Consider the following 18,658-nt stretch of genomic DNA (forward strand, 5'->3'; position numbering starts at 1 on the left):
CCCATTCCCGAAGCCGTCCTGTCCGCCGAGACCGCGCCACCTCCCTAGCCCGACCGACCTCCCGAGCCCGACCGACCTCCCGAGTCCGACCGACCCCCCGAGGCCGCGACGGTTCCCGGCGGCACGCCGCCCGGCGCGGCGGATGGCGCGGTGGGTGGTGTCGCGGCGCTGGTGGCCGACCACGGTTCGGGCCCGGGCCACCGTCGGCGCGAGCGTGGTGGTCGCCGCCGCCCTGACGGCGGCCTCGTTCGCCCTGATCGGTCTGCTGGAGAACAACCTGCTGCGCAACGCGGAGAACGACGCCCGGCGGCAGGCCGAGTCGGTGGCCGCGCTCGCCGCCACCGGCAACCTGGGAAGGGTCCGACCGCTCGCCCCCGGCGTCGAGTTCCTCCAAGTGGTCGCCGCGGACGGCACCGTACTGTTCTCCAGCCCCCGACCGCTCGCCGCCCCCGGCCCCTTCCGCGCCGTACCCGACCCCGTCGCCCCCGCACCCGACGTCATCACCCCCGCGCCACAACGCCCGGGGCTGCGCCTGCACACCTGGAAGGACCGACCGTTCGGCGGCGAACAGCGCGTGCGCGTGGCCCAGGTCGTCGTCGACACCCCCGACGGGATCGTCACCGTCTACGCCGGGGCCTCACTGCGCGCCGCCGACGCCGCCGACGACACGACCACCGCCGCGCTCGCGATCGGCATGCCCCTCCTCCTCGCGACCGTCGCCCTCGTCACCTGGCGCGTCACCGGACGGGCACTGCGCCCCGTCGAGCAGATCCGCGCCGAGGTCGCCGGAATCTCCGACCGGGACCTGCACCGCCGGGTCCCCGTGCCGCCCACGCGAGACGAGGTCGCCCGCCTGGCCCAGACGATGAACGCCACCCTGGACCGGCTGGAGGCCTCCGGGATCCGCCAGCGGCGGTTCATCGCCGACGCGTCCCACGAACTGCGCAGCCCCATCACCGTGCTGCGGACCCAGCTGGAAGTGGCCATGGCGATCCGGGACCCGGAGCTGTGGCCCGAGCTGATCGGGGGCGCGCTGGAGGACGTGGAACGACTCCAGCAACTCGCGGCCGACCTGCTGCTCCTCGCCCGGATCGACGCCGCACAGCCCGTACCGACCGTGCCCCTGGACCTCACCGAGCTCGTCCGGGACGTCGTCGCGGCCCGCGCCGGCGACCGGGTTCCGGTCGGCACGGCCCTCACCGCCGGCGTCCGGGTCACCGGCAACGAACTGTGGCTGACCCGGATCGTCACCAACCTCCTCGACAACGCCCAGCGATTCGCGGACGGTCGGGTGGACGTGGTGCTGCGCAGCGCGCCGGACCCGGACGGCGCGCCGGGCGCCGTACTGGAGGTCGTGGACGACGGGCCCGGCATCCCGCCCGCGGAACGGGAGCGGGTCTTCGAACGGTTCACCCGCCTCGACGACGCCCGCAGCCGCGAACAGGGCGGGGCCGGGCTGGGGCTGGCCATCGCCCGGGACCTGGCGGCCCATCACGGCGGCTCCGTCACCGCGGAGCCCCATCCTCGCGGCGCCCGCCTCGTCGTCCGCCTCCCGTCAGAGCCGTCGGCCTCGGCCTCGGCGTCGGTGTCGGCAACGTCGACGGGGCGCCGGGGAGATCGGGGCGGCGGGTCCGGTACGGACGCCGCACCCCGGTAGGGGGCGCGGTGCCGGTCGGTTGCCGGCGCCCGGCGTCGGGGACCGGTTTCCGGCCCCTCAGCGGTCGGAGCGGTCGGAGCGGTCGGATCGGTCGGGCTGGTCGGGACGGTCTGTGGGGGCGGTCGTGGGCCCGGTGGTCCGCGCCCAGAGGTTGGCCAGGTGGGCGTGCAGGACGTCCCGCGCCGCTCGCGGGGTGAGGTGGCCGATGAGCACGTGCGTGGTGAGACCGTCCGTGAGGGCGAGGAGGGTTCGGGCCTCGTGCGACGCGTCCAGGGGCGCGTCGAGGGGTGTGCGGCCGTCGGCGCTCGGGGCGGCTTCCGCGACGAGGTGCGTGAACGCCTCTTGCAGGGCCGCGTAGTTGGCCTTCAGGGTCGCCGCGAGGGTCTCGTTGACGGCTGCCTGGGCGACGAACGCGAGCCAGACCCGGGCCTCGGCTCGGTGTTCCTCCCGGAGCAGCGCGATCTCGGTGGCCGCGTGACCCAGGGCGGTACCGGCCGACTGCGCGGGGCTCGCCACCAGCCGCGCACGGATGCGCTCGCCGATCCGGTCGCCCACCCGCCCCAGGGTGAACGCGAGCATCTCCTCCTTGGTGCGGAAGCAGCGCTGGACCGCGCCCATCGACACCTGCGCGCGGGCGGCGACGTCGCGCAGGGTGACGCCTTCCAGTCCGCGTTCGTCGGCGAGCCGGCAGACGGCGTCGGCGATGAGATGGCGGCGGTCCCCGTAGTCCACCTGCTTGGGCATGCCCGTCCCTCCCTGTCTCCGGTGCTCCCCGATCCCCGCACACTTTATGTGATGCGCTCGCATCGATTCCCGGGTTACTGTTTCGATGCAGACGCATCGGAACGTGTTTCGGGAAGAGGTACCAGACGTGCAGGACGCCCTGTGGAGGATGACGGCCGCCGAGCAGGCGGCGGCGGTACGCGGCGCGGACGTCTCCGCCCTCGAACTGGTAGACAGCCACCTGGACCGGATCGCCGAGATCAACCCCCGGGTGAACGCCGTGACGCACGTCCTGGCCGAGCGCGCCCGCGCCGCCGCGGCCCGAACGGACCGCATGCGGGCCGCGGGTGAGGTGTTGGGTCCGCTCGCGGGCGTGCCGTTCACCGTCAAGGAGAGCACCGCCGTGGAAGGGGTGCCGACCACGTTCGGTGTGGAACGCTTCCGGGACCTGGTGGCGACGGCGGACGCGCCCCCGGTGGCCCGCCTGCGCGCGGCGGGCGCCATCCCCGTCGGGCACGCCAACATCCCGACCCTGATCCTGGCGGGGATGCACACGCGGAGCGAACTGTTCGGGGACACCGTCAACCCGTGGGACCCCGACCGGACCCCCGGCGGCTCCAGCGGGGGCGACGGGGTGGCCGTCGCCACCGGCATGGCGGCGCTCGGCCTCGGCAACGACTCGGGCGGATCGATCCGGATCCCCGCCCAGTTCAACGGGGTGGCCGGGTTGAAGCCGACCAGCGGACGCTTCCCCGCCGACCACCGCGTACTGGGCCCCGAGGACCCGGGCCCTGCCTCACAGTTCCTGGTCACCGACGGCCCGCTGGCCCGCAGCGTGGGCGACCTGAGGCTCGCCTACGAGGTACTCGCCGGGACCGATCCGCGTGACCCGAGGGCCGTGCCGGTGCCCGCCTACGGCGAGCGGCTCCCCGGCCCCCTGAAGGTCGCGGTCGTGGCGGACCCCGGCGGCCACGGGGTCCACCCCGCGGTGCGCCGAGCCGTCGAGGACGCGGCCGAGGCCCTGCGGGACGCCGGGTACGACGTACGGGAGGTGCCGGACGTACCGAGGCTCGACGAGGCGCTCGACGCCTACGGCCGGATCGTCGTGACCGAGTTCGCCCCCACCTGGCCCGTGGTGCGCGGGCTGCTCGGGGAGGGCGGTGACCGTTACCTCGGCATGGCCATGGAACGGACCCCGCCCGCGAGCGCCGACGCGTTCATGAAGCTGATGGGCACCTGGCTGAACATCCGCCGCTCCTGGGCCGAGTTCCTCGACGCCTACCCCCTGCTGCTCGGGCCGGTGTTCACCGAACCGCCGGTCGAGCCGGGACTGGAATCGCGCGACAGGGCGGGACGCGACCGGGTCGCCTCGGCCATGCGGCTGTGCACCGTGACCAGCTTCGCGGGCGTCCCCGGCGTGGCCGTCCCGACCGGGGTGGTCGACGGACTGCCGACCGGGGTGCAGGTCGTCGGACGGGCCTTCCGGGAGGACCTGTGCCTCGCGGCGGCCCAGGCGATCGAGGACCGGCTGGGGGTCCTCACCCCGATCGACCCGCGCGGGGGCGGTCGGGGCTGACGGGTGCGGCGGGTGTGGTGGTGGTAGCAGAGCCGACGGGCGGGCTCGTCGCGGCGCGCGCGTAGCGGTGGGCGAGGTGCGCGAAGGCCTCCCTCAACTCGGGCGGCCCCACGACCTCGATGTCGGCGTCGAACCTGCCGAGGGTGGCGGCCAGTCCGGCCCAGGACCACGAGCCCAGCACGAGCCGGCAGCGGTGTGGGCCGAGTTCCTCGACGAATCCGTCGTAGGCGTACCGGGACACCGCGGCGGCCGGCAGATCGAGGATCACCTCGCCGCGACAGGGCCAGTCCCCGGAGGCCCCGGAGCCGTTGAACCTGCCGGCCACATAGGCGGCCACATCGCCCCCGGGCACCTCGCGCGGAACGAAGCGGGGCCCCGTGGGGACGCGCGGGGTGATCCGGTCCACGCGGAAGGTACGCCAGTCCTCGCGGTCGAGGTCCCAGGCGACGAGGTACCAGCGACCGCCCCACGTGACGAGGTGATGGGGCTGCACCCGACGCGGAGGGGGCGACGGACGCTCGGCCTCCCGCTCCTCCTCGCCGACCCCCGGCACGGTCGCGGGAGGGTAGTCGAAGCGGAGCACCTCGCGGGCGTGGACGGCGGCTCCGAGCGCCATCAGCACGTCACCGTCCACCCGGGTCGACGCACGGCTCGCGGGCCGCTCCACCGCGGTGACCTGGAGGACGTCGATCCGATGGCGCAGCCGTGCGGGCATCACCTGCCGCACGGTGTTCAGCGCCCGGGCCGCCGCCTCCTCGATGCCCGCGCCGCTGGTGGTGGCGATCCGCAGCGCCACGGCGAGGGCGACGGCCTGCTCGTCGTCGAACAGCAGGGGAGGGAGCTCCGCGCCCGCGTCGAGCCGGTACCCGCCGTCGGGGCCCTTGAAGGCCGCGATGGGATAGCCGAGCTCCCGCAGACGGTCCACGTCGCGGCGCACGGTACGGGCGCTGACGTCCAGCCGTTCGGCCAGCAGCGCTCCCGGCCAGTCCCGGCGGGCCTGGAGGAGCGAGAGCAACGAGAGCAGTCGCGCCGAGGTCTTCTGCATGTCTCCCAGGATGCCCCGATCAGCGGACACCACCTGTCCTCTACCTCGGCGATTGTTGTCCCGTACCGCGAACGCGAACACGAACGAAGACGTGAACGCGACGGAAGACGCCGATCGGAAGGACGCCCCCATGACCACCACCAAGACGCCCCGCTCGCACGAGCCCGCCTCGGCCACGCCGCCCCCGGCCCTCGACGCCGAACGATCCGACCTGCTCGCCGCGCTCGGGACCGCCCGATCCGCCCTGCTCAACACGGTGCGCGGGCTCGACGACGATCGGATCGGCGAGCGCCCGACGGCCAGTGACCTGTGCCTGGGCGGGCTGATCAAGCACGTCACGTCCATGGAGGCGGGATGGCTGCGCTTCGTCGTCGAGGGCCCGTCGGCGATGCGGTTCGACCTGCCCGACGGCGTCACCTGGGACGAGATCACGGCCGGCACGGCACGCGAGTTCCCGCAGTGGGCCATCGACCACCGCAACGACTTCCAGGTGGCACCCGGGGAGACACTGGCCGGGATCCTCGCCCGCTACGAGCAGGTCGCGGCCCGCACGGAGGAGATCGTCCGGGCGGTACCCGACCTGTCGGCGACGCACCCCGTCCCCGACGCGCCGTGGAACGAGCCCGGCGGGGTGCTCAGCGTCCGCGGCACACTCATGCACGTCATCGCCGAGACCGCCCAGCACGCCGGCCACGCCGACATCCTGCGCGAGACGCTCGACGGGCAGAAGTCGACCTGAGGGCCGGGGGCACCCCCGAAACACCCGAGCCCCCGAAACCCTGCGACTCGAAACCCCGAAGTCCCGAAACCCCGAAGTCCCGGGCCGCCGAGCACCCCGTGGTGCCGGCCCCCGGGCGGCCAAGGAGCCGCGCATGCCGCACGCCCCGCGCGAGGAGAACCGGACCGGCGCCCCGCCGGTGGGGGGATCCCGATGACCGTCCTCGACACCCGCGCCCTGGGCCGCGCCACACTCGCCCGTCAGATGCTGCTCGACCGGGCCCACGTACCGGTCCTCGATGCAGTGGCGCACCTCTGCGGGCTCCAGGCCCAGGAACCGCAGGAGCCCTTCGTCGGGCTCTGGTCGCGGCTGCGCGCGTTCGACCCCGCGGGGCTCTGCGATCTGCTGACCGGACGAGCCGTGGTGCGTACCCACCTCATGCGCCGCACCGTGCACCTCGTCACGGCCGACGACGCCCTGGCCTGGCGCTCCCGCCACGACGCCATGCTGCGCCAACGGGTGCTGGGCACCTACCGCGCCGACTTCGCCGGTACGGACCTCGACGAACTCGCCGCGGCCGGTCGCGCGGTGATGGCCGACGGCGAGCCCCGCTCGATGACCGAACTCGCCCGAGCCCTCGGCAGGCCGACGCCCGGGCCGCGGCCCCTGGGGGAGATGCTCGTCGCCGCCCTGCTCCCCATGACGCAGATGCCGCCGCGCGGGCTCTGGCGGACGAAGGCGGGCGTACGCAACGTCCTGCTCTCCTCCTGGCTGGGGCGCGAGGTCGACCCTCCGTCCCGGGACGCCTCCGATCCCGTGGGGCAGGCGCTCGTCCGCCGCTACCTCGCCGCGTTCGGCCCGGCGGCCTCGGCCGACGTACGCGCCTGGTGCGGCCTCGCCGGCCTGCCGGCGGCTATCGCCGCGATGCGCGAGGAACTGGTCACCTTCCGGGACGAGCGGGGGCGAGAACTCCTGGACCTCCCCGACGCGCCCCGGCCCGACCCCGACACACCCGCCCCCGTGCGGTTCCTCCCGGCGTTCGACAACGCGATCCTCGGCTATCACGACCGCGGCCGGATCATCGACGACGCCCACCGGGGGCTGTCGGTCGCCGGTGAGCGCGTGGTGCTCCTCGACGGCAGGGTCTCCGGCACGTGGACCGTCGAGGACGGCACGGTGACGGTCACCCCGCTGCGCCGCTTCTCCCGGGCGGACCACAGCGAAGTGACCGAGCAGGGAGAGGCGTTGGCGGCGTTCCTCTCCGACCACGAACACCACCGCGCCCGGATCGTCGCATCCCCCCACTGAACGACTCGACCAGGGCCAACGGAGATTCGGGAGACGATCTGGTACTCCGGCTGTGATGTGTGATGATCCGTGAGGCAGAGTAGGGGCATGCCACCGTACGAGACGATGTCCTTCCACCTCGAGACCGAGCGGCTGATCCTGCGGCCGTGGGCCGAGTCCGACGCCGCCGAGTTCACCGCCCTCCTCACCGAACGCGGCAAGGGGACGCCCGCGGTGGAGGACATCCGTACCGCCATCGCGAACCTGCTCGCCGCGACGGCGACCACGGGCATCGCCCTGCTGCCCGTCCAACGCCGCGTCGAGGGCGACTTCATCGGCTACTGCGGGTTGATCATCGGCCGTTCCACCATCGAGGAGCCCGAGATCGCCTACGAGTTGTGCCGGCGCGTACACGGGCGGGGCTACGCCACCGAGGCGGCCGCCGCGGTCCTCGATGCCGCCGTCGCGACGGGGCGCAAGCGGCTCTGGTCGACGGTCGGCACATGGAACGCACCGTCGCTCCGTGTCCTGGAGAAGCTCGGGTTCGAGCGGGATCGCGTCACCACCGAGGACGCCGGCGAAGTGGCTTGGCTCACCCGCTCGTTGTCCTAGGCCGTCTCTTTCGGATCTCGCCGGGGCCGCGGCGCCCGGCACCGCCCCTGGCGGCGTTGCCGGGGCACCCGAGTACGTCCAGTACACGGGCGACCCTCTGCCTTGCGATGCACGGCACCGGACACCGCGGGCCCTACCAGAGCCACTTCGACGACAGGACCTAGGCGGACCGGACGAGTCGCGCGTAGGCCGCGGCCAGTTCCGTGGTCACCTTGCCCACCCGGTACGTCCGTTCGTCGACGCCGCTGACCGGCTGGACCTCGTACGCCGTGCCGGTGAGGAAGACCTCCTCGGCGCGGTCGAGTTCACCGGGCTCGATGCGGCGCTCGACCACCTCGATGCCGAGTTCGGCGGCGAGGACGATGACCGTCTGTCGGGTGATGCCGTCGAGGAAGGAGTCCGGCGTCGGCGTGTGCAGGGCGCCGTCGATCACCAGGAAGAGGTTGGCGCCGGTGGCCTCCGCGAGCCCGCCGCGCAGGTCCAGGAGCAGGGCGTCGTCGTAGCCCGCCGCCTCGGCCTCGTCGCGGGCCAGCGTACAGATGTTGTACAGCGAGGCGGCCTTGGCCCGGACCGGCGCCGTCGCAGGGTCGGGCCGGCGCCACTTCGAGGTGCGCAGCCGGATGCCGGCACGCGCCGCTTCGGCGGAGAAGACGTGCGGCCAGTCCCAGGCGGCGATGGCCACGTGCGGGGTGCTGCCGGCCCCGGAGACGCTGATCTGCTCGCTGCCCCGCCAGGCCACGGGCCGGACGTACCCGTCCACGATGCCCTCGCGACGGACGATCTCCCGCGCCGCGGCGTCGAGTTCGTCCGCCGAGTAGGGAAGGGAGTAGTTCAACTCCCGGGCGGAGGAACGCAGCCGTTCGGCGTGCTCCCGCGACTTGAACATCCGGCCGTCGTAGACGCGCACGCCCTCGAAGACGGCTCCGCCGTAGTGCAGGCCGTGGCTGAGGACGTGCAGCCGGGCCTCGCGCCAGGGCACGAACCGGCCGTCGACCCAGATGGTGCCGTCGCGGTCGTCGAAGGGGAGGGAGGCGGTCACGAAGGGTTCTCCTCGGAGGTCGCGGGAGCGTAGTCGATGCGGATGGCCCGCTCCAGGTGGTCGTGGAACTCCTCGGCCTCCGTGAGGTCGGCGTGCCGGGACAGGATGAACGCCGGGTAGCCGGTGAAGTCCGGGTAGGGGCGGACCACGTCGCCCGGAGCGAGCATCCGCACGACGTGGTCGACCCGCGGGTCCGCCTCCGTTTCGTCGAGGCCGTGGAGGGCGGTGATCGTGCCGTGTCCGCCGCACGGCACGATGTAGTTCGCGGACGCGGCGACGGGCTCGGTGAAGCCCTGTTCGACGGCGCGGAGCGGCGGCAGGCCGGCCGCGATGCGCAACGTCTCGGCGGCGAGGTCGACGCCGGTGACGTTCTCCGCGATGTAGTGGGACACCCCGGAACCGCCGATCCGTGCCCCCATCTCCAGGAGGTACGGGGTGGAGCCGCCGCGCAGGCGCAGTTCGGTGTGGGTGGGGCCGAGGGTGATGCCGAGGGCCGCGTGGGCGGCGATCACCTCGCGCACGACGTCGGCCCGGACGGCCTCGGGCAGCGCGGCGGGCGCCCGGTAGACGCTCTCCTCGAAGTACGGGCCCCGCGGGTCGCCCTTGTAGCCGATGGACAGGACCTGCACCCGGCCCTCGTGGACCAGGGACTCCACGGCGAACTCGGGCCCGTCGAGGTACTCCTCGACGATCAGCCCGGCACCTCCGTCGGCGGTGCCGGCGGACACCCGGCGGACGTCCGTCACGACCGCACCGAGCGCGTCACCGGAGTCGACCCGGGTCACGCCGAGGCTGGACATGCCGAGGGCGGGCTTGACCACGACGGGGAAGGCCAGGCCGGCGTCCGCCACGGTCGCGGCGGGGTCGTCGGCGGGGTCGAGCCGCACGAAGCGCGGCACGTTCAGACCGGCCGCCGCCAGCCGCTCGCGCATGATCCGCTTGTCCTGGGCGTTGCGCGCGACCGTCGGGCCGATGCCGGGCAGTCCGAGGAGTTCGGCGGCGTCCGCGGCGAACGGCACGAACGGGTCGTAGAGGGTGACGATGCCGTCGAAGGGCGTGGCCTCGTGCCGTTCGCGCAGGGCCTTCAGCGCGCCTGCCGGGTCACCGGCCACATCGAGCGGCAGCAACTCCACGACCGCCGGCGGCAGTCGGTCCGGGTCCACCCGCTCGTCGGATCGCGGCACGAGGACCAGGTCGATGTCGGCGCGCACCGCGGCGTCGAAGAGCCAGGGCAGGCCGACGCGCTGGTGGAGCAGGACGAGGGTCGGACGGGAGGCGGTCACGATGAGCTCCTTGGGGGGAGGGCCTCGGCCGTGGCGGAGGCGCGGTGATCGGGCCTGCGGGTCTCGATGTCGGCGGCGGGGCCGGCAGGGTTCGCGGGGGTGGCGGCCCCGTCGCGCCGGCGACCGCCCACGGTGAGCCACACACCGGCCGCGGACGCGACGATCAGCAGGACGGGGAGCACGCCCGGCGCGCCGGCCGTGCCCAGGCCCCATTCGCCGACCCGCACCAGGAAGGGCACGACCAGCCCCAGCGCGGAGGTGAACAACGGCCCCTTGCGCAGGATCAGTTCGTGCGAGATGAGGAAGACGGGGGCGGTGAGGACCGCGCCGAGCACGGCGACGCCGCCCCAGTCGGCGGCGGAGACCCCGCCGAGCGGTACGAACAGCACCGCGGTGAGGCCGAGCATGAGCGTGCCGGCCCCGGTGATGGCCGGGAGGGCCGCGAGGGCCGGTACGTCGGACATGCGCTGCCGGTAGACGTACCCGTACAGGGCGTAGGTGAGGGTGCCGCCGAAGGCGAGCGCGCCCCCCGTGAGGAGGGTGGCGGCGCCGCCGTCCGAGCCGGTCCCGGTGCTCGCGGCGCCGTCGGCCAACAGGAAGCCGATCGCGCCCGCGCCGGCGAGGACCGTTCCGAGGACCTTGCGGCGCGAGGACGGCTCACGGAACGCGAGGATGCCGATGACGAAGGTGACGCAGGGCAGGAGCGAGACGATCAACCCGACCCGGGAGGCCCCCACGTACCGGGTGCCGAGCAGGGTCCCCGAGTAGTAGGCGAAGAAGCCGAGGAACGCGAGGACCAGTACGGCGCGGGGCCGGGCGGCGGCGGTCCGGGCCCCGGTGCGGCCGCGCGGGGTCACCAGCGCGATCATCATGATCACGACGAAGGCCGTGGCGGTCCGCCCCGCGGCCACCGCGAGCGGGGGCACGCCGGCCACCAGGTGACCGGAGAGCAGCCAGCCCGCGGCGAGCAGGAGGACCATGCACGCCGCGAGGGCGGGCACGACCAGCCGTCCGCCCCCGCCCTCGCGACCGGTCCGGGCGGACGTCACCACTGCGCCCGCGCGAAGGCGAGCGGTGGCAGGCGGTCGAGGTCGCTCTTGGCCCGGCGCAGTACGAGCTGGTCCGCGGTGAAGGAGAACCGCTGCCGGGGCTCGCCCTCGGGAAGGTAGCGGCGCACGAACTCCTTGGCGGCGGCGCGGTACTCGTCGTCATCGGTCACTTCGGCCTCCAGCTTCTCCACACGCGTCACGAACGCGCGCAGGGCCTCCAGGGCCTTGGCGCGGTCGAACCGCAACAGCCCGCCGTCGGCGGGCGATCCGACGAGCGCCTCGTGCTCGCGGAACCAGGAATAGAGGAACACACCGGTGCCGGAGTCGAAGTTGCGGGTGGCGTCGTCCGCCTGCGGATAGCGGAACACCCGCTCCAGCAGCACCATGTCGATCTGCTGCTCGGCGAAGGGGACGAGCCCGCTGTCGGCGCAGGCCAGCACGGTCTTCGCGTCGACCTTGATCTCCTCCAGGAGACCGACGAACCAGTTCATCTTCAGGGCGATGTTCTCGTCGAACGGCCACAGGCCCTGGTAGTGCATCGAATCGTGGAGGTAGCCCCAGATGGCGCGGGCCTCGAAGCACACGTCGGGGGCGAGGCCGCTGGAGGCGCCCGGCAGCGAGTCCGGGGTCAGCACGGCCGCGGCGGCGGGCAGCGCGTACGTCTCGTGGATCTTCCGCATCTTGTTGTAGAAGAACATGGCGTACGGCTGGTCGGTCACCTTGTCGTGCGCGGCGACGTTCTCCGGGAAGAAGACGAGGCAGGAGCCCTGGGCGAAACCGGCGCTGCCGGTGACGAGCACGAGGGACTGGCAGTTGTTCTTCGGGTGCGGGAAGTCCGCCGCCATGCCCGCGAGGGCGTCGGGCTCCTTGCGCAGGGCGAGGAAGCAGTCGAGGCGCTTGCCGACGGGCGGGGCGCTGTTGGTGCTCTGCAAGGGGGCCAGGAAGAAGACCGGCTCGCCGTCGGCGGGGACCCGCAGGGCGTCCCGGGAGCGGGCGAAGTGGGGACGGGAGTCGAGTCCGGCCCCCAGCCAGCCGTCGACGTCCTCCACCAGTGCGTCGGCCTGTCCGTCGAGCCCGTGACGGCGGTACCAGGACGTCGCCTCGTCGCGTATCCGGCCCAGCAGTTCGGCGTCCTCGGGGGTGGGATCGGCGACGGTGCCGTCGTCCCGCTGGCGGTCGCGGAAACGATTCACCATCGGAATGAGCGCATCCGTCAACAGGTCGGCCTCGGCCAGGAGGTCCGCCGACACGGGCGCGGTCGCGGAGGTGAAGCCTCCGGTGCTCATCGGGCGGCCCCCACGGCGAGAGGCCGCTCGTCCTCGGCGCGGACGGCCAGTACCTGGTGGACGGTGAAGACCATCGGCACCGGGCCGAAGTCCCGCAGGACCCGCAGTCCGTGTCGCTCGGCGGCCACGATGGTGGTGATGCAGCCGTCGACGAGCCCCTCGGCGCAGTCGATGGCGGCCTGCGAGTTGCTCAACACCTCGCGGATCCGCGCGGGCTCGGGGACGAGGCCCTTGGGCGCGGGGTGGGAGGCGACGGTGGCCGGGTCCTGCGCGCCGCTGCTGGCGAGCACCATGTTGTGGGTCGGCATCACGAAGCTGTCGATCATGTGGAGCCGGTGCAGGTTGGAGAAGACCAGGGTGTGCAGGGCCGGATAGACGGCGCAGGCGGTCAACGCGTGCCGTCCGTCGTCGGGTACGGCCTCCAACGCGGACTCGATCGAGGCGTGGAGTTCCACGGTCCCCTCGACACCTCGTCTGCGGAACCATTCGTGGGAGGCGGCTTCCAGATTGGTGCCGTGGGGACCGAGCGTGTGCAGGTGACGGACCTCGTCGGGGCGCGCATACATCGTCTGCCCTGGACCTTTCCTGTGGTGGTGCGGAATTACTGCTTCCGGACAGCGGTGGGTGAGGACGGCGATCGCGGAAGCGAGAGGCAAGATCCTTTTCTATCACCGCATCACGGACGGGGAGATATCCGGGAGGTGGGGACGGGTGATCGCATGGCATGCCCGGGGCGCGGCGATGGATTCGACCCCATGTGAATCAGCCGGCGTTGCCTGAATTCGCCCTTCATTCGGAATGTGAGCCTCCGAATTCACGTACGCCGCCGCCGCCGCCGATTGCCACGCCTCGACGTCGTGCGCGGCGGGGCAAGTCGGCGTGCACGAGGGCGACACGGAAGGCGAGGGAACTCGTACGTTCCTCGTTCCCGGGCGGTCGTCACCCACGTGCTCGGGAAACCGCCATCGATCCATCCATTTCATCCATCCATCCTCGATCCCGCATTTCCGTGCCGGGAGAGAAGGGAAACATGCTCAAGAGATCGTGCTCCGCGTTCCTGTCGCTTGCCATGGCCATGGGGCTGGTCACCGCACTGAGCGGAACGGCATCCGCGACGAACTATTCGGTCATCGACTGGAACATCTCCAGAATCACCGATGTCGGAGAGGGGCACGCCACCCGCTATCACCAATTGGTGGACCCTGCCGCCGGACCCCACTCCCGTAGGGTCGGCGCATGCTTGTGTGGATCAACGGCCCCTTCGGCGGCGGCAAGACGCAGAGTGCGTACGAGATCCGACGGCGTCTTCCCGGCAGCGTCGTCTGCGACCCGGAACACGTGGGGTTCGGCCTGCACCGGATGCTGCCTCCCGCACTGCGCGCGGACTTCCAGGACCTTCCCGCCTGGCGGCGGAGCGTGTACGAGATGCTGGACCTCGCCCTGACCGCGTACGAGGGCACGGTGATCGCACCGATGACGGTGGTCGAGCCCGCCTACTTCCGGGAGGTCGTCGGGCGGCTGCGTGAACGCGGCCACGACGTCCGGCACTTCGCCCTCCTGGCCGACCGCGAGACCGTATTGCGACGCCTGAGGGAGCGCGGCTTCGGGCACGCCGTGCGGCTCTTCGCGGGGAAGGACGCCCCCTTGCGGCGCGAGAGCTTCGCGGTGTCGAAGCTCGACCACTGCCTGGAGCGCCTGCGCGGTGAGGAGTTCGCGGAGCAAGTGTGGACCGACCGGCTCACCGTCCCCCAGGTCGCCGACCGCATCGCCGCCTCGGCCGGCCTGACCCTCGCCCCCGACACCGACCAGGCGCTGCGGGGGAGGCTGCGTCGGACCTGGACCGGGGTCAAGCACATCCGGTTCGACTGACGCCGGCGAGTGGGCGCCGCGCGGGAACGGCCGCTGCCGGCGCGATTTTATGGAGACGCGACAAAGAATCGCTTCCCGAATCCTTCGATGTCGGCCATGACGGACCTTGCCCTGTCTTGTGATGATCGATACAAGGTCGAGAGCGGCCTTGTGGGATCTCCACACACACAGGAGGCAGGGATGACGGGGGAAGCCCGGGTGCTGGTGACGGGAACCGGTGCGATCACGCCGGTCGGCGCCGACGCGCCGTCGACCTGGTCCGCACTGTTGGCCGGCAAATCGGGGGTGCGCCTCCTCCAGGAGGACTGGGCACCGGGCCTTCCCGTGCACGTCGCGGCCGGGTTGCAGGTGGACCCGGCGTCCCTGCTGCCGCGCACCGAGGCGCGGAGGCTGGACCGGGGCGAGCAGCTCGCGATCCTCGGTGCGCGGGAGGCCTGGCGGGACGCCGGCGCCCCGGACGTGGAACCGGAGCGCCTCGCGGTGGTCATCGGCACCGGAACGGGCGGCGTCCTCACCACGCTCGGCCAGGACGACCTGTTCGAACGCTCGGGGATGCGCCGGCTGTCGCCCTTCGCCGTTCCGATGCTGATGGCGAACGGGCCGGCCGCCTGGGTCAGCATGGACCTGGGTGCGAAGGGCGGCGCCCGGACCACGGTCAGCGCCTGCGCCTCCGGCGCCGAGGCGCTCTCCCTCGGGATGGACCTGATCCGTGCCGGACGGGTGGACGTGGTCGTCGCCGGCGGGGTCGAAGCCTGCCTGCACCCCTTCACCCTGGCCGCGTTCGCCCAGATGAAGGCGCTGTCGACGGCTTCCGAGGACCCGGAGTCGGTGTCCCGCCCCTTCGACGTGCGCAGGTCCGGCTTCGTCATGGGGGAGGGGGCCGCGATGTTCGTCCTGGAACGCGAGGGCTTCGCCCGGGCGCGGCGGGCCCGCGCCCACGGCGTGCTCGCGGGCGGTGCGGTGGGCTCCAGCGCCGGCCACATCACGGCCTCCGACGCCGACGGACAGGCCGCCGCCATCACCCTTGCCCTGCGTGACGCCGACATCGCCCCGCGGGACATCGGGGTCGTGCACGCCCACGCCACGTCCACCGAGTCCGGTGACCTCGCGGAGGCCGAGGCGATCGGCCGGGCCGTCGGCACCCACGCCGCCGTGACCGCGACCAAGTCCATGACCGGCCACATGATGGGCGCCTCCGGCGCGGTCGGCGCACTCGCCGCGGTGCTCGCGCTCCGCGACGGCTCCGTGCCGCCCACCCGCAACCTCGACGAACAGGACCCGCGCGTGGAGCTGGACGTGGTCCGGGGAGAGAGTCGTACGGGCCGCTGGGACGCGGCCCTGGCCAACTCCTTCGGCTTCGGCGGCCACAACGTCAGCCTCGTGTTCACCCGCGACCGGGGCGGGGTCCAGTAGGTCGGGCATCGGTCGGGGCCCGGCCGGCAGCGGGCGGCGAGGGGGCGTCACGGGCGCCGCGACGGATGGTCAGCGCAGGTCGAGGCGCATCAGGACCCGAGGGTGGCCGGCCAACACGGAGGTGGTGTCGGCGGCGTGGGTGAAACCCGCGCGCTCGAAGTTCCTGCGGATCCCGGCGTACGCCATGGTCAGGTCCACCTTGGCGGCGCCGTTGTCGAGGGGATAGGCCTCGACCGCCGGCGCGCCCTGGGAGCGGGCGAACCCGACCGCGCCGGTGATGAGCGCGTGCGAGAGCCCCTTGCCGCGGTGACCGGGTCGTACTCGGATGCACCACAAGGACCAGACCGGGAGGTCGTCCACGTACGGGATCGTGCGGCTGCGCGCGAACGAGGTCTCCGAGCGCGGCGCCACCGCGGCCCAGCCGACGGGCTCGCCGTCGTCGTAGGCGAGCACCCCGGGCGGCGGATCGGCGCGGCACGACTCGGCGACGTACTCGGCCCGGGCCGGTCCGCGCAGCTCGTTGTTGAGCTTGGACGGGATCCGGTGGCTCAGGCACCAGCAGACGTTGGCCCCGGGTGACTTGGGGCCGAGCAGGGCGCGGACGTCCTCGAACACCGAGGCCGGGCGAACGTCGATGGGCATGGCGTCACGATGCCACGGAACGCCCGGCGTCGCCGTTCATGGTGTGGCGTGTGCCGGGCACGGCGCACGCCAAGGAGCGCCCGGAGCCGCCGTTCAACGCGTGGCGTGCGCCGCCGGCACCCCGAGGTCCGGGCCGTCGGCGGCGAGGGCCGCGCCGACCGCGAAGAGGCGGGCGCAGCGCCGGGCCATGGCGTCGGGGGACTGGTCGGGGTGTCTGACCCACCAGCGGACGAGGGTCGCGACCAGGCCCTGCCAGACGTGGTTGAGGGCGTCGGCGTCGAGCGGGTCGGTGGATCCGGCGGCGTGCAACAGGTCGGCGGTGCCGCCCGCGGCGAGCCGGTCGATCGAGGCGCGGTACGCCGCGGCCCGCCGGGCGCCCTCGCCGTCCGGGGGGAGCGAGGTGTCGTAGAGGACGAACCAGGACTCGCGCCGGCCTTCGAGGGCGTTGAAGATCGCGCTCAGCACCCGCAGGGGCGTTCCCGGGGCGGTGGCCCCGTCCTCGGCGACGGCCTCGCGCATGGCGGCCACGAGCCGGTCGCCGACGGGGAGCAGGCAGGCGAGGTGGAGGTCCTGCTTGGTGCCGAAGTACTGGTGCAGCAACGTCTTCGTCACGCCGACGCGCGCGGCGACGGCGGCCAGGGACGCGCCGGCGTAGCCGTGGGCGCCGAACTCCTCGGTGGCCGCCGCGAGGATCTGCTCCTCACGGAGCGCCCGCGGTACGCCCTTGGTGCCCGCTTTCGAACGTGGGGTTGCCATGGCCCGATATTATCAGTAGGTAATTTACCTCCAGGTAAGTTCTCTCGATCCTTTGGAGCCCCCATGGCCGGCGCCACCCGGACGACGACGCACCCCACCGCCCGCACCCGCTCCTGGTGGGGCTGGGGGTGGGCCGATGCCCACCCCGACGCCGCCGAGTGCACCGCCATGGGCGCCCTGTTGCCCGGCACCCTCGCCCGACCGCTCCCCGTGCCCCGGATATCCGACCTGAGCATCGAACGCCCCGCCGTGGAAGCCCCCCGCAGCCTGTCGGACACGGTCACCGCCGACCCCGGGGTGCGGGCCGCGCACGCCATGGGCAAGGCCTACCGCGACGTGGTCCGCGCCCTGAACGGCCGCCCCGGCCGCATCCCCGACCTCGTCGCCCACCCCGAGAACGACCGCGAGGTCGCCGACCTGCTGGAGTGGGCCGGCGAACACGGCGTCGCGGTCATCCCGTTCGGCGGCGGCTCGTCGGTGTCGGGCGGCGTGGAGTACCGGGGCGACACCCACCGGGCCGTGCTGTCCATGGATCTGACCGCCATGAACCGGGTCTTGGAGGTCGATGCGACCGGGCGGGCCGCCCGGATCCAGGCCGGGGCCCTCGGCCCCTTGCTGGAGGACCAACTGCGTCCCCACGGACTGACGTTGCGACACTTCCCGCAGAGCTTCGAGTTCTCCACGCTGGGCGGTTGGCTGGCGACCAGGGCCGGCGGTCACTACGCCACGGTCCACACCCACATCGACGACTTCACCCAGTCCCTGCGGGTGGTCACCCCGGCCGGCGCCGGCACCTCCTGGCGGCTGCCGGCCTCCGGCGCCGGACCCTCCCCCGACCGGCTCTTCCTCGGCTCGGAAGGCGCCCTCGGCGTCATCACCGAGGCCTGGATGCGCCTCCGGGAACGGCCCGTCCACAAGGCCTCCGCCGCCCTCGCCTTCGAGTCCTTCGACGCCGCGCTGGAGGCGGTGCGCGCCATCGCCGCGTCCGACCTCGCCCCCGCGAACTGCCGCCTCCTGGACTCCGGAGAGGCCGCGCTCTCCGGTGCCTCCCAGGACGGTTCGTCGGTCCTCGTCCTCGGATTCGAGTCCGCCCACTTCCCCGTGCACACCCGCCTGGAACAGGCCGTCGATCTCGCCCGAACCCACGGCGGCCGGACCGGCGAGTCCCCCGACGGCGGCCGGGACGCGGTCGGCGCCTGGCGCTCGGCGTTCCTGCGCATGCCGTACCTGCGCGACGGCCTGGCCAGGATGGGCGCCATCGCCGAGACCTTCGAGACGGCGGCCACCTGGGACCGCGTCCCGGGCCTGATCGACGCCGTACGCACCGAGGTCGGTGCGGCCGCCCTCAAGGCCACGGGCCATCCCGCCCTCGTCAACTGCCGGCTCACGCACGTCTACCCGGACGGAGCGGCCCCCTACTTCACCGTCCTCGCGGCCGGTCGCCCGAACGACGAGGTCGCGGTGTGGGACCACCTCAAGGAGGTCGCGGGAGAAGTGCTGCACCGCCACCGCGCCACGATCACCCACCACCACGCCGTCGGCCGCGACCACCGCCCCGGCTACGACCTCCAGCGCCCCGAACCCTTCGCCCTCGCCCTGCGCGCGGCAAAAGCCGCCCTGGACCCCCACGGCATCCTCAACCCGGGCGTCCTCGTGGACCTCGTGGACTGACCCGCCGCACACTCACCGGCGGGGCCCGTCGG

General features: G+C 73.2%; 17 protein-coding genes. 8 read left to right on the forward strand and 9 right to left on the reverse strand.

Features of this window, described 5'->3' with window-relative positions:
* Nucleotides 1-142 precede the first annotated feature (142 nt).
* A complete protein-coding gene (locus OG906_RS31875) occupies nt 143-1,657 on the forward strand; it encodes a sensor histidine kinase (RefSeq protein WP_329447502.1) in 1,515 nt (504 codons plus the stop codon).
* 57 nt (nt 1,658-1,714) lie between these two features.
* Here the strand turns inward: OG906_RS31875 and OG906_RS31880 are convergent, their stop codons facing one another.
* Complete coding sequence (locus OG906_RS31880; RefSeq protein ID WP_329447503.1) at nt 1,715-2,401, reverse strand: TetR/AcrR family transcriptional regulator; 687 nt, start codon at nt 2,399-2,401, stop codon at nt 1,715-1,717.
* Between the two features lie 148 nt (nt 2,402-2,549).
* On the opposite strand from OG906_RS31880, the gene OG906_RS31885 reads away from it, so the two are divergent.
* Nucleotides 2,550-3,956, forward strand: coding sequence for an amidase (locus tag OG906_RS31885; RefSeq protein ID WP_329448188.1), 1,407 nt, complete (start codon nt 2,550-2,552; stop codon nt 3,954-3,956).
* On the opposite strand, the gene OG906_RS31890 is transcribed toward OG906_RS31885, so the two are convergent.
* Nucleotides 3,919-5,001, reverse strand: a complete 1,083-nt coding sequence (locus OG906_RS31890; protein ID WP_329447504.1) for a helix-turn-helix transcriptional regulator — start codon at nt 4,999-5,001, stop codon at nt 3,919-3,921. The genes OG906_RS31885 and OG906_RS31890 overlap by 38 nt on opposite strands.
* Nucleotides 5,002-5,131: 130 nt before the next feature.
* Between OG906_RS31890 and OG906_RS31895 the strand changes: the two genes are divergently transcribed.
* The 3 genes from OG906_RS31895 (at nt 5,132) to OG906_RS31905 (ending at nt 7,618) form a co-directional block, all read left to right on the forward strand.
* Complete coding sequence (locus OG906_RS31895) at nt 5,132-5,740, forward strand: DinB family protein (protein WP_329447505.1); 609 nt, start codon at nt 5,132-5,134, stop codon at nt 5,738-5,740.
* 192 nt (nt 5,741-5,932) lie between these two features.
* Nucleotides 5,933-7,027, forward strand: coding sequence for a winged helix DNA-binding domain-containing protein (locus OG906_RS31900; protein WP_329447506.1), 1,095 nt, complete (start codon nt 5,933-5,935; stop codon nt 7,025-7,027).
* Nucleotides 7,028-7,114: 87 nt separating this feature from the next.
* Complete coding sequence (locus tag OG906_RS31905) at nt 7,115-7,618, forward strand: GNAT family N-acetyltransferase (protein WP_329447507.1); 504 nt, start codon at nt 7,115-7,117, stop codon at nt 7,616-7,618.
* 160 nt (nt 7,619-7,778) lie between these two features.
* On the opposite strand, the gene OG906_RS31910 is transcribed toward OG906_RS31905, so the two are convergent.
* The 5 genes from OG906_RS31910 to OG906_RS31930 are packed head-to-tail and all read right to left on the reverse strand — an operon-like array spanning nt 7,779 to nt 12,841.
* Nucleotides 7,779-8,657 (reverse strand): branched-chain amino acid aminotransferase, encoded by an 879-nt coding sequence (locus OG906_RS31910; protein WP_329447508.1) that lies wholly within the window; start codon nt 8,655-8,657, stop codon nt 7,779-7,781.
* Complete coding sequence (locus tag OG906_RS31915) at nt 8,654-9,940, reverse strand: ATP-grasp domain-containing protein (protein ID WP_329447509.1); 1,287 nt, start codon at nt 9,938-9,940, stop codon at nt 8,654-8,656. The genes OG906_RS31910 and OG906_RS31915 overlap by 4 nt, the downstream gene beginning before the upstream one ends.
* A complete protein-coding gene (locus OG906_RS31920; protein WP_329447510.1) occupies nt 9,937-10,989 on the reverse strand; it encodes a DMT family transporter in 1,053 nt (350 codons plus the stop codon). The genes OG906_RS31915 and OG906_RS31920 overlap by 4 nt, the downstream gene beginning before the upstream one ends.
* On the reverse strand, nt 10,986-12,275 hold the full coding sequence (locus OG906_RS31925) for a DUF6421 family protein (RefSeq protein WP_329447511.1): 1,290 nt from the start codon (nt 12,273-12,275) through the stop codon (nt 10,986-10,988). The genes OG906_RS31920 and OG906_RS31925 overlap by 4 nt, the downstream gene beginning before the upstream one ends.
* A complete protein-coding gene (locus tag OG906_RS31930) occupies nt 12,272-12,841 on the reverse strand; it encodes a bacilysin biosynthesis protein BacA (protein ID WP_329447512.1) in 570 nt (189 codons plus the stop codon). Before OG906_RS31930 ends, OG906_RS31925 begins: the two co-directional genes overlap by 4 nt.
* Before the next feature lie 670 nt (nt 12,842-13,511).
* On the opposite strand from OG906_RS31930, the gene OG906_RS31935 reads away from it, so the two are divergent.
* On the forward strand, nt 13,512-14,144 hold the full coding sequence (locus OG906_RS31935) for an AAA family ATPase (protein ID WP_329447513.1): 633 nt from the start codon (nt 13,512-13,514) through the stop codon (nt 14,142-14,144).
* Between the two features lie 180 nt (nt 14,145-14,324).
* Entirely contained in the window at nt 14,325-15,557 is a 1,233-nt protein-coding gene (locus OG906_RS31940) for a beta-ketoacyl-[acyl-carrier-protein] synthase family protein (RefSeq protein ID WP_329447514.1), read from the forward strand.
* A 69-nt stretch (nt 15,558-15,626) separates the two neighbouring features.
* Here the strand turns inward: OG906_RS31940 and OG906_RS31945 are convergent, their stop codons facing one another.
* A complete protein-coding gene (locus OG906_RS31945; protein WP_329447515.1) occupies nt 15,627-16,199 on the reverse strand; it encodes a GNAT family N-acetyltransferase in 573 nt (190 codons plus the stop codon).
* A gap of 93 nt (nt 16,200-16,292) precedes the next feature.
* Complete coding sequence (locus tag OG906_RS31950) at nt 16,293-16,955, reverse strand: TetR/AcrR family transcriptional regulator (RefSeq protein WP_329447516.1); 663 nt, start codon at nt 16,953-16,955, stop codon at nt 16,293-16,295.
* Between the two features lie 63 nt (nt 16,956-17,018).
* On the opposite strand from OG906_RS31950, the gene OG906_RS31955 reads away from it, so the two are divergent.
* Nucleotides 17,019-18,626, forward strand: a complete 1,608-nt coding sequence (locus tag OG906_RS31955) for an FAD-binding oxidoreductase (protein WP_329447517.1) — start codon at nt 17,019-17,021, stop codon at nt 18,624-18,626.
* Nucleotides 18,627-18,658 lie beyond the last annotated feature (32 nt).

The organism is Streptomyces sp. NBC_01426 (genome assembly GCF_036231985.1).
Taxonomy (GTDB): domain Bacteria; phylum Actinomycetota; class Actinomycetes; order Streptomycetales; family Streptomycetaceae; genus Streptomyces.

Bases quoted from the DNA above. Each gene is read 5' to 3' on its own strand.
- OG906_RS31875 (WP_329447502.1), top strand. From the start codon at position 143: ATGGCGCGGTGGGTGGTGTCGCGGCGCTGGTGGCCGACCACGGTTCGG.
- OG906_RS31880 (WP_329447503.1), bottom strand. From the start codon at position 2,401: ATGCCCAAGCAGGTGGACTACGGGGACCGCCGCCATCTCATCGCCGAC.
- OG906_RS31885 (WP_329448188.1), top strand. From the start codon at position 2,550: ATGACGGCCGCCGAGCAGGCGGCGGCGGTACGCGGCGCGGACGTCTCC.
- OG906_RS31890 (WP_329447504.1), bottom strand. From the start codon at position 5,001: ATGCAGAAGACCTCGGCGCGACTGCTCTCGTTGCTCTCGCTCCTCCAG.
- OG906_RS31895 (WP_329447505.1), top strand. From the start codon at position 5,132: ATGACCACCACCAAGACGCCCCGCTCGCACGAGCCCGCCTCGGCCACG.
- OG906_RS31900 (WP_329447506.1), top strand. From the start codon at position 5,933: ATGACCGTCCTCGACACCCGCGCCCTGGGCCGCGCCACACTCGCCCGT.
- OG906_RS31905 (WP_329447507.1), top strand. From the start codon at position 7,115: ATGCCACCGTACGAGACGATGTCCTTCCACCTCGAGACCGAGCGGCTG.
- OG906_RS31925 (WP_329447511.1), bottom strand. From the start codon at position 12,275: ATGAGCACCGGAGGCTTCACCTCCGCGACCGCGCCCGTGTCGGCGGAC.
- OG906_RS31930 (WP_329447512.1), bottom strand. From the start codon at position 12,841: ATGTATGCGCGCCCCGACGAGGTCCGTCACCTGCACACGCTCGGTCCC.
- OG906_RS31935 (WP_329447513.1), top strand. From the start codon at position 13,512: ATGCTTGTGTGGATCAACGGCCCCTTCGGCGGCGGCAAGACGCAGAGT.
- OG906_RS31940 (WP_329447514.1), top strand. From the start codon at position 14,325: ATGACGGGGGAAGCCCGGGTGCTGGTGACGGGAACCGGTGCGATCACG.
- OG906_RS31945 (WP_329447515.1), bottom strand. From the start codon at position 16,199: ATGCCCATCGACGTTCGCCCGGCCTCGGTGTTCGAGGACGTCCGCGCC.
- OG906_RS31950 (WP_329447516.1), bottom strand. From the start codon at position 16,955: ATGGCAACCCCACGTTCGAAAGCGGGCACCAAGGGCGTACCGCGGGCG.
- OG906_RS31955 (WP_329447517.1), top strand. From the start codon at position 17,019: ATGGCCGGCGCCACCCGGACGACGACGCACCCCACCGCCCGCACCCGC.